General features: G+C 66.5%; 10 protein-coding genes. 8 read left to right on the top strand and 2 right to left on the bottom strand.

Annotation, left to right across the window (positions count from 1 at the left end):
- Positions 1 to 113 precede the first annotated feature (113 nt).
- From BXA07_RS23185 to BXA07_RS23165, 5 genes are all read left to right on the top strand, one after another.
- Positions 114 to 2,573, top strand: coding sequence for a TonB-dependent siderophore receptor (locus BXA07_RS23185; RefSeq protein WP_244556378.1), 2,460 nt, complete (start codon positions 114 to 116; stop codon positions 2,571 to 2,573).
- Positions 2,574 to 2,647: 74 nt separating this feature from the next.
- On the top strand, positions 2,648 to 3,016 hold the full coding sequence (locus BXA07_RS23180; protein ID WP_076571274.1) for a hypothetical protein: 369 nt from the start codon (positions 2,648 to 2,650) through the stop codon (positions 3,014 to 3,016).
- A gap of 440 nt (positions 3,017 to 3,456) precedes the next feature.
- Positions 3,457 to 7,146, top strand: a complete 3,690-nt coding sequence (locus BXA07_RS23175) for a PAS domain S-box protein (protein WP_244556377.1) — start codon at positions 3,457 to 3,459, stop codon at positions 7,144 to 7,146.
- 13 nt (positions 7,147 to 7,159) lie between these two features.
- Positions 7,160 to 8,155 (top strand): HD domain-containing phosphohydrolase, encoded by a 996-nt coding sequence (locus tag BXA07_RS23170; protein WP_076571270.1) that lies wholly within the window; start codon positions 7,160 to 7,162, stop codon positions 8,153 to 8,155.
- Positions 8,156 to 8,216: 61 nt separating this feature from the next.
- Positions 8,217 to 9,032, top strand: a complete 816-nt coding sequence (locus BXA07_RS23165; RefSeq protein WP_076571267.1) for an aminoglycoside phosphotransferase family protein — start codon at positions 8,217 to 8,219, stop codon at positions 9,030 to 9,032.
- 6 nt (positions 9,033 to 9,038) lie between these two features.
- Here BXA07_RS23165 and BXA07_RS23160 read toward each other — a convergent pair whose 3' ends face one another.
- Both BXA07_RS23160 and BXA07_RS23155 read right to left on the bottom strand, forming a co-directional pair.
- Entirely contained in the window at positions 9,039 to 10,904 is a 1,866-nt protein-coding gene (locus tag BXA07_RS23160; protein WP_083708482.1) for an esterase/lipase family protein, read from the bottom strand.
- A gap of 10 nt (positions 10,905 to 10,914) precedes the next feature.
- Positions 10,915 to 11,700 carry a DUF481 domain-containing protein gene (locus tag BXA07_RS23155; protein ID WP_083708481.1) on the bottom strand — a complete coding sequence of 262 codons (786 nt, stop codon included), beginning with the start codon at positions 11,698 to 11,700 and terminating at the stop codon, positions 10,915 to 10,917.
- Between the two features lie 238 nt (positions 11,701 to 11,938).
- On the opposite strand from BXA07_RS23155, the gene BXA07_RS23150 reads away from it, so the two are divergent.
- The 3 genes from BXA07_RS23150 (at position 11,939) to BXA07_RS23140 (ending at position 14,458) form a co-directional block, all read left to right on the top strand.
- Positions 11,939 to 12,322, top strand: coding sequence for a hypothetical protein (locus tag BXA07_RS23150; protein WP_244556376.1), 384 nt, complete (start codon positions 11,939 to 11,941; stop codon positions 12,320 to 12,322).
- A 104-nt stretch (positions 12,323 to 12,426) separates the two neighbouring features.
- Positions 12,427 to 13,113 (top strand): winged helix-turn-helix domain-containing protein, encoded by a 687-nt coding sequence (locus BXA07_RS23145; RefSeq protein WP_076571423.1) that lies wholly within the window; start codon positions 12,427 to 12,429, stop codon positions 13,111 to 13,113.
- Complete coding sequence (locus tag BXA07_RS23140) at positions 13,106 to 14,458, top strand: sensor histidine kinase (RefSeq protein WP_076571259.1); 1,353 nt, start codon at positions 13,106 to 13,108, stop codon at positions 14,456 to 14,458. The genes BXA07_RS23145 and BXA07_RS23140 overlap by 8 nt, the downstream gene beginning before the upstream one ends.
- Positions 14,459 to 14,489 lie beyond the last annotated feature (31 nt).

Genomic DNA, 14,489 nt, shown 5'->3' with positions numbered 1-14,489 from the left:
CCTGCATGTCCCTTTTTGCGGATTGCTTCGTCATACAAGGTAGAGAACGAACAATCCGAACCATCGAAAGGGTCCACATGGCTTTGCAGTACCGCAGCTTGACAACAGCACGCATGACGCTCCATCCCACCACCGGCGCCGTGCGCGCCGCGCTGGTCCTGCTCCTGGCCGTGGGCGGGGCCGGCGCCGGTTTGCCGCACATGGCGCTGGCGGCCGAATCCAGCCCGGCCGCCAGCCTGCGCGACTATCATATTCCCGCCGGCAACCTGCGCGAAGCGCTGGCCTCGTTTGCCATCGCCGCCGGCGTGAACCTGTCCACCCAGGGCGTGGTCCTCGATGGCCTGGCGACGCCGGGCTTGCGGGGCCGTTATGGCGTCGCGGCCGGTTTGCAAACGTTGCTGCAAGGCAGCGGCCTGGAGGTGGTGGATGGCGGCAGCGGCAATTATCTGTTGCGCAAAATGATTGCCAGCACGGCCGATGGCGGCCTGGCCAGCATGCCGGCCGTGGTCGTCAGCGCGGAGGCGGACCGCGCCACGGAAGGCACGGGCTTGTACACGGCGCGCGCCATGTCGACGGCCACGGGGCTGAACCTGTCGCAGCGCCACACGCCGCAAACGGTCAGCGTCATTTCGCGCCAGCAGATGGAAGATTTCGAACTGACCACCTTGCAGGACGTGGCGCGTGCCACGCCTGGCCTGTATGGCAAGACGCAGGGTGTGTCCGACCAGGAAACCACGTATTTTGCGCGCGGTTTTGCCTTGAGCCACGTCAATGTCGACGGCTTGCCGCTCGATGTCACGGGTTTTAACGAGCGTAATGTTTCGGCCGACATGCTGATGTACGACCGGGTGGAAGTGGTGCGCGGCGCCACGGGCCTGATGGAAGGGGCGGGCGCGCCGTCGGGCAGCATCAACATGGTGCGCAAGCGCCCTACGGCCACGCCCTTGCTGAACGCGTCCGCTCACCTGGGCAGCTGGAAGGACAAGCAATTGACGGTGGATGCCAGCAATGCCTTGAACGCCTCGGGCAGCGTGCGCGGGCGCGTGGCGGCCAGCCTGCGCGACAGCGACAGCTTCGTCGACGTGGTGGGCAACAAGAACAGCACCGTGTATGCGATTCTGGAGGCGGACCTGACGCCGTTGACCACGGCCGGCATCGGCTTTTCGCGCCAGCACAGCCGCACCGACGGCGTCTTCGTCGGCTTGCCGACCTTGCCCGATGGCCGCCACATGGACTTGCCCCGTTCGACCTTCCTGAACAATGCCGACTCGTTCCAGAAGCGCGACAACAACGTCGTCTTCGCCGACCTGGAAACGCAGCTGGAGAAGGGCTGGCGCAGCCGCTTGGCCATCACGCACATCGATGCCTCATCCTCGACGCGCAATACCACCAACAGCCGCGTCGATGGCGAAACCTATCTGCTGGAACAGTCGGAAACGGGCTGGAAGTACAACACGGAGCAAGTGGTGGCGGACTGGCGCCTGAGCGGCCCCGTCACCTGGTTCGGCCGCCGGCATGACGTCATCGTGGGCGCCAGCTACCGCCATGACGATTCGGATGCGGGCCAGAGCTGGGAAGGGGCGCAAACGCGCGTGTTCGATCTGCGCCAGTGGAATCCCCATGCCTACCCGATGCGCGGCGCCCCGTTCGAGCCGTACAACTGGGGCCGCAAGACGGACGAGAAGGGTATTTATGCGGCCGGCAGCTTCAGCCTGGCCGATCCGCTGCGCCTGGTGCTGGGCGGGCGCTTCGGCTGGTATGCGCAGGATGTCACGGGCTGGTACTCGACCAATCCCGTCTGGCGCCGCAGCCTGACGGAAAACGCGAAGTTTACGCCGTATGCGGGCATTGTTTATGATGTGGATCAACACCATTCCCTGTATGCGAGTGGCACGCAGATCTTCCAGCCGCAAAGCGTGCTCGATGTAAAGGGCAATACCTTGCCACCGCTGAGCGGCACCAACCTGGAACTGGGCGTCAAGGGCGAGTATTTCGGCGGCAGGCTCAATGCCAGCGGCGCCCTGTTCCGCATCAAGCAGAAGAACCGCGCCATGGCCGACGAAGTCAATTGCCCCACGGGCGGCGCCATCTATTGTGCCCGCGCGGCCGGGCAGGTGCAGAGCGAAGGCGTCGACCTGCAAGTGTCCGGCTCGCCGTTGCCGGGCTGGCAGGTCGCGGGCGGCTACACCTATGTGCTGGCCAAGTACACGCAGGACAGCGTGGCCGCGAATATCGGCCAGCGCATCGCCACGGACGAGCCGAAGCAATTGTTCAAGCTGTACACGACTGTGCAGCTGCGCGGCAGCCTGGCGCGGTGGAATCTCGGTGCTTCCGTGACTGCGCAGGACAAGATCTACCGCCGCGACACGGACTACCTGACGCGGCAGGGCGGCTATGCGCTGCTCGGGCTGACGGCCGGCTATCGCCTCAGCGAGCAGCTGCAGCTGCGCGTGAATATCGACAACGTGCTCGACCGCCGCTACTACCAGGCGCTAGGCTATGCCTGGTCGGGCGGGCTGGAGCGCTATGGCGCGCCGCGCAGCGTGCTGGTCTCGCTGAACTACAAGCTGTAGCCGGGGCGCCAGCAGGGCGCGCCGGTCCGGGCGCCTCTGCTACACTGCCGACGTCTTTATCTTTTCACTTTGCCATGACCGCCATCCCTGTCCTGACGCCCCTGAAACGCGCTTTCCAGCAATCGCGCGCCGAAAATAACATCGAACTGATCCTGCCTGAACTGCTGGGGGCGCAATTGCACGTCGTCATCGGCGGGCAAAGCGAGCAGATCGACCTGTTCCTTGTGCCGTCGCCGAATCCGGAGCGCCGCTGCGTGACGGTGGCGGAAGATCCGGCCTTCCTGGCCGGTATCGCGTTTCCAAAGATTCCCGTGACGGGCGCGCAATTGATCGCCTCGATTCCCGCCGAGATCGAAATCGTCCTCCTGCACGGCGATGGCGCCAACTACCTGACGCGCGAACAGCTGGCGTGGTTCCGCGCCATGCTGGCGCAAAACGCTTGAGCGGCAAGCCCCCAAGTCTTGCCAGCCGCCCGCGCCGCCTGGCTGCGCCTTGCGCCAGCTGACCCGGCGCCTGTTTGCCTGAACCTGTGGCACGAGGGCCGCAGAATATTTTTCTTTTCATAACTATATTGCTGAAGTCCTATGAATATGTTCGCAAAGCAACTATACTCATGGCTCTTTAAAAAATCATCGTCACGCTGGCGGCCAGCCATCCGCGCCAGAGTTCGTACGCATTCCGCTTTTTCTGTCTGAAAAAGCATCTTTCCCCCGCGCGGCAGGCGCGGGCGTGATGACCGAGCCTTGCCGGGTCGACCCGTACCGTTGTCATTTTCGCTGTGTTGCCGCTTTGCTAAAAAGCCGGGCGCCGGCGCGCGGTGCGCCGTCATGTTTTGCGACGTCATGTTTCACTCAACCTATGCCACGACAGTATGCTTAGTTCCATGTTTGCCGCCCCCGCCGATGCGTTGCCCTACATCTATGGCACGCACGATGCCGGTCTCGTGCTGTTTTCCATCGGCATCGCCATCTTTGCCTCGTTCATGGCCTTGCAGATCGCCGGCATGGCGCGCAGCAGCGAGCGGGGCTTCCAGCGCCAGACGGCCATCATCACGGGCGCCATCGCCCTGGGCGGCGGCATCTGGTCGATGCATTTCATCGGCATGCTGGCCTTCGACATTTGCACGCGCGTCTCCTTCGACCCCGGCCTGACCCTGCTGTCCATGCTGCCGGGCATGGCGGCCTCGTGGGTGGCGCTGCACTTGCTGGCGCGTCCGCGCATCAGCTGGCGGCAACTGGTGGTGGGCGGCGTGCTCGTCGGCGTGGGCATCGGTTCCATGCATTACAGCGGCATGGCCGCCATGCAGACTTCGCTGACCTTGCATTACCAGCCGTGGCTGTTCGCGCTGTCGCTGGTGGTGGCCGTCGTCATGGCCATGCTGGCGCTGTGGATACGCTTCGGCCTGAATGCCTTGCGCCAGCGCCTCAGTCCGCTGGCGTCCTTGCTGCTCAGCAGCGTCGTCATGGGCCTGGCCATTTCTGGCATGCACTACACGGGCATGCTGGCCGCGCGCTTTTCCGGCACGCCCGAGGCCGGCGACAATACGATCACCGTGCAGGCGTCGTTCGTGGCGCTGGCCGTGGCCCTGATTACCGTCACCCTCACCGTGTTCGTGGCGGCCGCGAACGGCTTGCTGCGCTACCGCCAGCTGCTGCGCCACGCCAGCGCCGGCGAATCGCGGCTGCGCGCCATTGTCGATACGGCCGCCGATGGCCTGATCACCATCGATGGCCAGGGCAAGGTGCGCTCCTTCAATCCCGCCGCGGAAAGCCTGTTCGGCTGGCGTGAAGCGGAGATCGTGGGCAGCAATGCGAGCCTGCTGCTGCAGCCGCCCGACGCGGCCGAGTACGAGGGCTTTTTGCGCGACTACCTGGAAACGGGCGCTGCGCGCATTCTCGACAGCGGACGCGAACTCGATGGCCGCCACAAGGACGGCGCCGTGCTGCCCATGCGCGTGGCCATCGGCAAGATCGACACGCCGGGCCAGCCCCTGTTCGTGGCGTTTGTCACGGACATGCGCTCATCGCGCAGCATGGAGCAGGCGCTCAAGGACAGCGAGCGCCAGTACCGCACCCTGATCCGCAATATCCCCGGCGTGTCCTTCCACTGCAGCTTCGCGCCCGAATGGAAGATGATTTTCATCAGCGACGCCGTCTTCAACCTGACGGGCTGGATGCCGCAGGACTTCGTCGAAGGGCGCGTCAGGCTGTTCGACCTCGTGCATCCGGACGACCGCCAGCGCGTCAACGACACCTGCGTGCAGGCGGCGGGCGACAAGCGCGACTTCGAGAACGTCTACCGCATGCTCCACCGCGACGGGCGCGAGCGCTGGGTGCGCGAAAGCAGCGGCCCCGTGCTCGACAACGACGGCGTGGTGCGCTGGATCGACGGCGTCATCCTCGACATCACGGAAAGCGAATTGCGCAACGCCGAATACGAGGGCAAGGTGACGGCCATCTCGCGCGCGACGGCGGTCGCGGAGTTCGACCTGCAGGGGCGCATCCTGGAGGTGAACCAGAACTTCCTCGACCTGGTCGGCTACCGGCGCGAGGACGTGATGGGCTTGCACCACAGCATTTTCTGCGAACCTGCCCTCGTGACTTCGCCCGACTACATCGCGTTCTGGCAGCACCTGGCGGGCGGCGAATTCAATACGGGCGAGTACAAGCGCATCGGCAAGGATGGCCGGGAAGTGTGGATACAGGCTTCGTACAACCCCATCTTCAATACGGATGGCAAGCCGTTCAAGGTGGTCAAGCTGGCCACCGACGTGAGCGAACGGCGCGCCATGCAGGAAAACCTGCGCGCGGCGAAAGACCGCGCCGAGCAGGCCGCCGAATCGAAGACCAGCTTCCTGGCCAACATGAGCCATGAAATCCGCACGCCGATGAACGCCATCATCGGCTTTACGGAGGTGCTGCTGGGGACGGCCCTGGACAGCCTGCAGCGCCGCCACCTGGGCACGGTGCGCCAGTCGGCCCGTTCGCTGCTCGAACTGCTCAATGACATTCTCGACATGGCCAAGCTGGAAAAGGGCGCCACGGAGCTGGAACTGGTGGACTTTTCGCTGCCGGACCTGGTCGACCACGTGGCCGCGTCCCTGCGCATCACGGCGCACGCGCGCGAACTGGTGCTGCACGTCGATATCGACCCGGGCATGGGGCAGTTCTTCCTCGGCGACGCCCGCCGGGTGCAGCAGGTGCTGACGAATTTGATCGGCAACGCCGTCAAGTTCACGGAAGTGGGCCACGTGCGCGTGGCTGTCGGCATGCAGGGAGAGCTGGTGCATATCGCCGTGCACGACACGGGCATCGGCATTCCCGCCGACCGCCTCGACAAGATCTTCGCGCCATTCACGCAAGCCGATTCCTCGATGAGCCGGCGTTTTGGCGGCACGGGCCTGGGCACGACGATTTCGCTGCAGCTGGTCGAACTGATGAAAGGCACCATCACGGTGGAAAGCACCCTGGGCGTGGGCAGCGTGTTCCACGTGCTGCTGCCGCTGGCGCCCGGCAAGGCCGTGTCGCGCCGCAGCGAGCAGCCCGTGGTGGCCTTGCCGCCGCTGCGCATCCTGGCGGCGGACGACGTGCCGCAGAACGTGGAACTGCTCCTGATCAGTCTGGGCGCGGCCGGCCACCAGGTGATCACGGCCGGCGATGGCGAAAGCGCCGTGCGCGAGTTCAGCAAGGGCAGCTTCGACATCGTCCTGATGGACGTGCAGATGCCGCGCATGGATGGCCTGGAAGCGACGCGGCTGATCCGCGTACACGAGCGCGAACAGGGGCTCAAGGCCACGCCCATCATCGCCCTGACGGCCAGCGTGCTGGAACAGGACCGCCGCGCCGCGCAGACGGCGGGCATGAACGGTTTTGCTTCGAAGCCGCTGGAGATGCACAAGCTGACGGCGGAAATCGCGCGCCTGCTCGATATCGCCGTGGCCGTGCCGGCGCCTGTGGCGCAGGCAGGCGCCGCCGGCGCACAGGTCGACTGGCAGCGCGGCATCGCCCTGTGGGGCAGCCGCGACAACCTGCAGCGCGCCATTGCGCGCTTCGTGCAAGCCAACGGCGATTGCGCCGCCATGCTGGCGGCGGAACTGCAGCGTGGCGGCGCCAGCGTGGCGGGCCATTTGCTGCACCGCATCAAGGGCGCGGCCGGCAACCTGTGCCTGGTGCAGGTCGAAAGCCTGCTGGGGCGCATCGAACAGTCGATCGCGCGCCAGCAGCCCGCTGACGAATTGCTGCCGCAGTTGGCGGCCGCGTTTGCCGCGCTGGCGCGCGAACTGGGCGCGGCCGCCGGCGCCGTGCCGCCGCCAGCCGCTGATGCCGCCCCCGCGCCGCTGGAGCGCGCCGCCGCCGGCGCCTTGCTGCGCCAGGCCATCGCCAGCCTGGAGGGCGGCGAGCTCGATGACGCCCTGATGGCGCAGGTCGCCGCCATGCTGGCGCCGCATGGCCTGCAGCCGTGCCTGCAGGCGATGGCCAGCGCCATCGACGATTTTGAATTTGCGCGTGCCGCGGACGTGCTGCGCCAGCTGCTGGACTGGCTGGAGACGCAGGTGCCTGCCGACCTTTCCTGATACTGGACTGACGATGACCTTACACGAAGACAAACCGACCCTGCTGCTGGTCGACGACGAAGCGACGAACCTGCAGGTGCTGCGCCAGATCCTGCAGGACGATTACCGCCTGCTGTACGCCAAGGATGGCGAGAAGGCGCTGGAACTGGCGCAGAACAACCCCGTTGAACTGATCCTGCTCGACATCATGATGCCGGCCATGACGGGCTACGAAGTGTGCCGCCAGCTCAAGGCCATGCCGGCCACGGCGTCGATCCCCGTCATTTTCGTCACCGCCCTGTGCGACGTGAAGGACGAGGCGGACGGTTTCGACGCGGGCGCCGTCGACTACATCACCAAGCCGGTCAGCCCGCCCATCGTGCGCGCCCGCGTGCGCACGCATCTGTCGCTGGTGGACGCCGAAGAATTGCGCCGCTCGCGCCTGCAGGTGATCCAGACCCTGGGCCAGGCGGCCGAGTACAAGGACAACGAGACGGGCATGCACGTCATCCGCATGAGCTATTACGCGCGCCAGCTGGCGCTGGCGGCCGGCTACAGCGCGGCCCGGGCGGAAGATTTGTTGAACGCGGCGCCCATGCACGACGTGGGCAAGATCGGCATCCCCGACGCCATCCTGCAAAAGCCGGGCAAGCTCGATACGGACGAATGGAACGTCATGCGCAGCCACGCGGAAATCGGCGCGGCCATCATCGGCGAGCACGCGGGCGGCCTGCTGAAAATGGCGCGCACCATCGCCCTGACGCACCACGAGAAATGGGATGGCAGCGGCTATCCGCAAGGCTTGCAGGGCGAGGCGATTCCCCATGAGGGGCGCATCGTCGCCATCGCCGACGTCTTTGACGCCCTCACCAGCGAGCGCCCGTACAAGCGCGCCTGGACGGTCGAGGAGGCCATCGCCACCATGCAGCGCGACAGCGGCACGCATTTCGATCCGACGCTGCTGGCGCTCTTCATCGAACAGCTGCCGGCCATGCTGGAGATCAAGGACAAGTGGCGCGAGCCGGTGTGAACGGGCTGCCGGTCAGCCTGTCCAGTATAGTGGCGCCTTGATCAATATCACAGGATTGTCCATGACTGAGCGGCATCGTCTTGCCCACTACCTTCAGCTATGGGCCCTGCGGGCCGATGGCGCACCCCTTCATACCCCCGCTGCATGCCTGCTGCCCGTGCTGTACGGAGACCAGCCGGCCATGCTGAAGCTGTCGACCGGCGACGACGAGCGGCGCGCTGGCGCTCTGCTGCGCTGGTGGGATGGCGACGGGGCCGTGCGGGTGCTGGCTGCGTCGCCTGATGATGACGTCCTGCTGCTGGAGCGGGTGATTTCCCTTCGTTCGCTGGCCCGGCTGGCGTGCTTGGACGAGGCGGGCGATGAGGCTGCGACGCGCATCCTGTGTGCGGTGGCGGCGCGCCTGCATGCGCAACGGCCATCCGCTCTGCCTTTGCCCCCCTTGTCCGGCTACTTTGTCGCGCTGGACGCTGCCGCAGCGCACGGCGGCGTGTTTGCTGCATGCCATGCCGTGGCACAGGACTTGCTGGCGGCGCCGCAGGACTGTGTTGTGCTGCATGGCGACCTGCATCACGAGAATGTGCTTGATGGCGGTGGGCGCGGCTGGCTGGCCATCGACCCGAAAGGCTATGCGGGCGAGCGGGGTTTTGATTTTGCCAATGTGCTGTGCAATCCGGATGCGGCGACGGCGACGGCGCCGGGGCGCCTGGCACGGCAGGTGGCGCTGATCGCCCGTGAAGCTGGCCTCGACCGCGCGCGCCTCCTGGCATGGGTGGCCGCGTGGGCTGGGCTTTCGGCCGCATGGCACCTGGAGGACGGTACGCCGCCGGAGACGGCGCTGGCCGTGGCTCGCATTGCGCTGTGCGCCCTGCGGGGTTGAGGGGGGCTAAGGGCTGTCCGGCAGCCGCAAGATCCGCCGTATCTCCAGGATCGCCTGCGGGCTTTCCTGCACGCTGTGCCAGGACGGAATGACTTTTTCCGACAGCGCGCCGTCGAGGTGGGCGCTGGCGTAGGGCACCACGCCGTCGCTCGATTCTGCCAGCGGCAGGTCCGGCGTGTCGTTGCCCATGATGGAGTAATAGCGCACTTTCGGGCTGATGGGCAGGTCCGCCACCAGGCGCACGAACGGGTCCTTGTCGCTGAGGTTATCGATGCTGTTGGGGATGCGCAGCGGCTCGCTGCTGCCCGTGTCGAGCTGCGCCAGGCTGCCGGCCGCGTCGGACAGCTGCTCGAGCATGTTGATGGGCAGGGTGATCAGGTTGGCGATCCAGCGCGCCACCTTGTGGTTGGCGAACGAGGTGCCACGGTGCGGCGCGGCGATGAACACGGCGCGGTTCACCTGCGGCATGGCCGTGAAGTTCAGGTAGGGCGCCAGTCCGGCGCGCACCTTTTCCGCCTTCTTGCCCTTCAAATTGTATTCTTCCGTGATGGCGTCGAGCAGGGTGTTGCTGGCGTCGGAGACCATCAGGCGCGCCAGCACGCCGCCCATGCTGTGGCCGATCAAGACGAGGTCGTTTGAGGCGGGTTTCTTGCCGGTGGGGTCGAACTGCGCCAGGGTGGCGGTGAGCGCCTTGCGGATGGCGGCATTATTGGCCGCCAGCGGCGCGTTGCTCGGGTAGTACACCTGCCAGATCTGGTAGCGGCGGCGCAGCTGCTCGTCACCCATCAGTTCATTCGCCACGTTGATCCACGCTTCCGGGCTGCTGGCCAGGCCGTGCAGCATGACGATGGTGCGCTTGTCCGGGTCGTAGGGCTGCATCAGGTGCACCTGCGGGCGCGAAATGCCGTCGGCGCGGCCGAACAGGGTGCGCAGCGCCTGCACGCCGAAGCCGGAACGGGCCAGCCACAGCCCGTAGCCGGCCGTGAAATTGGCTGCCACGGGCAGTTCCTGGCCCGCCATGCGCGTCGATTCGCTGCGCGTCGGGTCCACCAGCATCACCAGCAGCTGCTGCGTGGCCAGGACTTCCTGCAGGCTGTTGCCGTCGAAGCGGATCAGCGCCGTGACGACGGGGAAGCGGGTTTCCTGGAACGGCGCGTCGCCCGCTTGCGCGGGCTTGGGCATGACGGCCACCAGGTCGGCGCCGAAGCCGTCGCGCCGGTACACATTGCGCAGGCCGGAAAACGACAGCGAGGTGGCCGGCAGCAGCTCGTCGGGCAGGGTGCCGTCCTCGGGCAGGCGCAAGGCCGACAGTTCGCTGTCGATCTGCCAGCCGGCGACGCGGATTACATGGCCGTCCGGGCGGTACTCGCCACGGTGGCGGAACAGGTTGCCGACGGCCTTTTGCACGGCGTAGTTGTAGTAGTCGCGGATTTGCGTCTGGCGCTCTTCGAAGGCGCGCTGGCCCGGCGTGCGCGTCGTGTAGAACAGGTAGGCATAGGCGTAGCGGGCCGATTCCAGCCACGCGGCCAGCAGTTCGGCGCTGGCGTGGCCGCCCTGTTTTTCCTCGGCCAGGGCGCTTTCCAGCCACAGTTCGGAAAGCGTCGCCAGGCGCTGCTCGTCGCTGAGGAGCTCGGAGCGGGCCAGGTCGGCGCGGCAGCTGCCCGTATTGGCTTCGCAGGCGGCGATGTCGCTGCCGATGATGCGCAGCACCTCGCTGGCCGCGGCGCTGAGTTTGCCCGTGGTGAGGATGTCGCCGCGCCGCTGCTGCAGGTAGTCGGCCGGTGAAATGGCGCTGACGGTGACGGCGGCGCAGCCGCTCAGCAGCGCCGCCGCGCACAGGAGGGCGCAGACGCGCAGACGCCGCATCAGCATGGCGCGCGCCTTAGAACGAGTAGACCAGGGTCAGCGACGTCTGCGTGTCCGTATTCTTCTTGTCGTCCGGTACGCGCGTGTCGTTGCGGGCGCTGAAGGCGGCCTTCATCTGCATGGTGCCGTTGATCTTCGTGCTGAGGGCCGTTTCGGCGATCGAGTGGGTGTTCGAGGTGCCCCGTTCCACGCTGACCGTCTGCGTGAACATGGCCGACTGGCTGATTTTCCACTTCATGGCGGCCGCGCCGCGCACCGTCAGGCCGTGTTCCGATTCGCCCGTGTCGTTGGTGCCGCTGAAGTAGCCCGGACCGACTTCCACGTCGACGCTCTTGTCGCTGGACTGGTACCAGCGCGAGCCGTGACCGACGGCCAGGGTCGAGTACTTGGTGTAGGCGCCGAACTTGTCGTTTACGTGCGAGGCCAGCACGAACAGCTTTTCGTGGTCGGCCATCAGCTTGTAGGCGGCCTTGGCGGAGGCGGAAAAGCGTTCGGCCGAACGTTCGCGGATCTTTTGTCCCTCGTCGTTCGTCGTTTCATCTTCCTTGAAGTAGCCGCTGAAGATGTACTGGTTGCTCCAGTCATCGAGTTCCTGGCGCGCGTCGATCTTGCCGGTGACGGAGGTGCCGACCGTATTGCCCGAGGTGGTGATGGCGCCCAGTTCGGCGGAAGTGCTCCAGCTGCCGATGGGGATTTCGTCGAACAGCATGCTTTGTTTGCTGTCTTTGGCGTCTTTGGCGGCGGCGCCGCCGCAGGTGATGGCCATGGCCAGCGCCAGTGCGAGAGAGTGGGTCGATTTCATGGCTGTATTTGTCTGTGGCGCGCGCCGGGCGTGCCTGATTTCGTTAATGGCAGTGGTGTCGGTGCAGGCCGCGGCAAGCCGGACGGCGCGCATACAACATGCGCGCGCGGGCGCGGCCGAGCATTGTCGAGCCTGTATTGTACCCGACCCCGTCAACGTTCGCCGCACGCCGCGGCGCGCGTCAATCCTGCTACTATTGACGGGAATATTGCAAACCTGGCATGCATGGATGAAGACGATGAAAATAGTTTGCAAGCTGGTCACTGCAGCCTGGCTGTGTGCGGCGGCGCAAGCCGGGGCCCAGGGGCCGGACGTGGCCCCGAACCCGGAAACGGGAGCGCAGCTGACCCAGGCGGCGATACGCGAGGCCGTGCGTGCCGTGCTGGCCGAGGAAGCGCAGGCGCGCGATGCACTGCCGCAGGCGGCCATGCACCAGGTGACGATACGCGCCGACAGAAAATACGAGCAGTTTGCCGCCGCCTTCGCCGAAGCGAAGGTGCCCGATTGCCTGCATCCCGATGGCTTGAAGCGCCAGCCGACGAATATCGGTCCGATCGGCGTCGTCGGCGCGTATGCCTTGCCCTTCGTGGCGATTGCCAAACTGCGCGGAAAATGCAACTAGGCCGCCAGCCCCATGGCTTGCAGCTGCGCGGCGGGACTGGCAAGTGGCGCGCGCCTGGCGTATGCTGCGCGTATTTGCTGCCTGATCTTTACAAGGAATTCCCCGTGCGCTGCCTGGTCATCGAAGACGAAGCCGAAACTTCCCGCTACATTTGTGCCGGCCTGCGCGAGGCGGGCCACGATGTCACCGCCTGCGACAACGGCATTGACGGCATGCGCCTGGCCTGCGGCGAAGACTGGGATGCGCTGGTGCTCGACCGCCTGCTGCCCGGCGAGATCGACGGCCTGGCCATCGTCGCCCGCCTGCGCGGCATGGGCCGCAACACGCCCGTGCTGGTGTTGTCGGCCCTGTCCAGCGTCGATGAACGCGTGCGCGGCTTGCGCAGCGGCGGCGACGACTATCTGTCGAAACCGTTTGCCATCGCCGAACTGCTGGCGCGCATCGAGGCGCTGCTGCGCCGCGCCGCGCCCGTGCCCGAAGCGACGCAGCTGCAGGTGGCCGACCTGGTGCTCGACATGCGCACCATGCGCGTGACGCGCGCCAACCGGCAGATCGCCCTGCAGCCGCGCGAATTTCGCCTGCTCGAATACCTGATGCGCCACCAGGGCCAGTCCGTCACGCGCGCCATGCTGCTCGAAGCCGTGTGGGATTACCATTTCGACCCGCAGACCAACGTCATCGACGTGCAGGTGAGCCGCTTGCGCACCAAGGTGGACAAGGAATTCTCGCCGCCGCTGATCCACACGGTGCGCGGCGTCGGCTACACCCTGGGCGTGCTCGATAGTGCGTAAGCTGCACCGCTCGATCGCGGCGCGCCTGGCGCTCGGCTATGGCGTGCTGGTGGTCGTGTCGATCAGCATCGTCTGCGCCGTATTCTATTTCGGCACAATCGGCGTGCTCGACCGCAGCGTGGACCGCAAGCTGGCCTTGCTCTCGGAGCGGCTCGCCGCGCTGTACCAGCAGGGCGGCAGCAGCCGCACGACGGCGGAAATCGCCCATTTGCTGACCGACCGCACCGACAGCGACACGGAGATCTTCTTGCTGGTCGATGCCGACGGCCGCCGCGTGGCGGGCAACCTGTCATCCTGGCCCGACGCGTCCAGCCCGGTGGGCCAGCTGCTGCACCGGGACGTCACGCGCGAAGGCCGCCGGGTGCCCGCGCGCATGCTGATCCGCGACCTGGACGGGGGGGCGCGCCTGTTCGTGGGGCGCGACATGGAAGAGGGCAAGTCGATCCGCGCTCTCGTGCTGCGCTCGCTGGCCTATGGCGCCGGGGTGGCCATCGTGCTGGTGGTGGCGGGCGCCTGGCTGTTCCGCCGCCAGCTCGAAGCGCGCATCGGGCAGATCCGCCGCACGGCGGGCGAGATCGAGGCGGGTGACCTGAGCCGGCGCATCCCCGTCTCCAGCGAGGATGAGTTCGGCTTGCTGAGCCGCGACATCAACCGCATGCTCGACCGCATCGAGCACCTGATGGAAGGCGTGCGCCACGTGTCGAACGCCATCGCGCACGACCTGCGCACCCCGCTGGGACGCATCCGCAACAAGCTCGACGGCGCCCTGCGCCAGCAGCAGGGGGTGGCCGGCTTCGAGAGCGCGGCGCGGGCGGCCATCGACGATATCGACGACCTGACGCGCGTGTTCGACAAGCTGCTGCAGATCGCGGCGGCCGAATCGGGCATGCGCCCCGAGAATTTCGACGACATTGACCTGCATCAGATCGGCGCCGACATCGTGGAAATGTACGAGGCGACGGCCGACGATCAGGGCGTGCTGCTGGTGCAGATGTATGGCGACGGCGTGCCGGCGCGCGGCGACCGCAACCTGCTGGGCAGCGCCCTGGCCAGCCTGGTCGACAATGCCATCAAGTATGCGGGGCCGGGCGCCACGGTGGAAGTGTCGGCCGGCAGCGACGGGCAGGGCAGCTGGCTGGCCGTGCGCGACAACGGTCCCGGCGTGCCCGCCGAGGAATTGCCGAAGCTGACGCAGCGCTTTTATCGCCTCGACAAGAGCCGCCACCTGCCCGGCAATGGCCTCGGCCTGTCCATCGTGGCCGCCATCGCGGCCCTGCATGGCGGCAGCCTGGAGATCGAGGATGCGGCGCCGGGCTTGCGCGTGCGGCTGCGGCTGCCGCGCTAGCATGGCCAGCGTGGCGTATCGGCACATTACC

Origin of the sequence: Janthinobacterium sp. TND4EL3, assembly GCF_900156175.1 — a bacterium.
Lineage (GTDB): Bacteria > Pseudomonadota > Gammaproteobacteria > Burkholderiales > Burkholderiaceae_D > Janthinobacterium.
The sequence above is the reverse complement of the archived record's forward strand: the minus strand, read 5'-3'. Positions and strand labels throughout refer to the sequence as shown.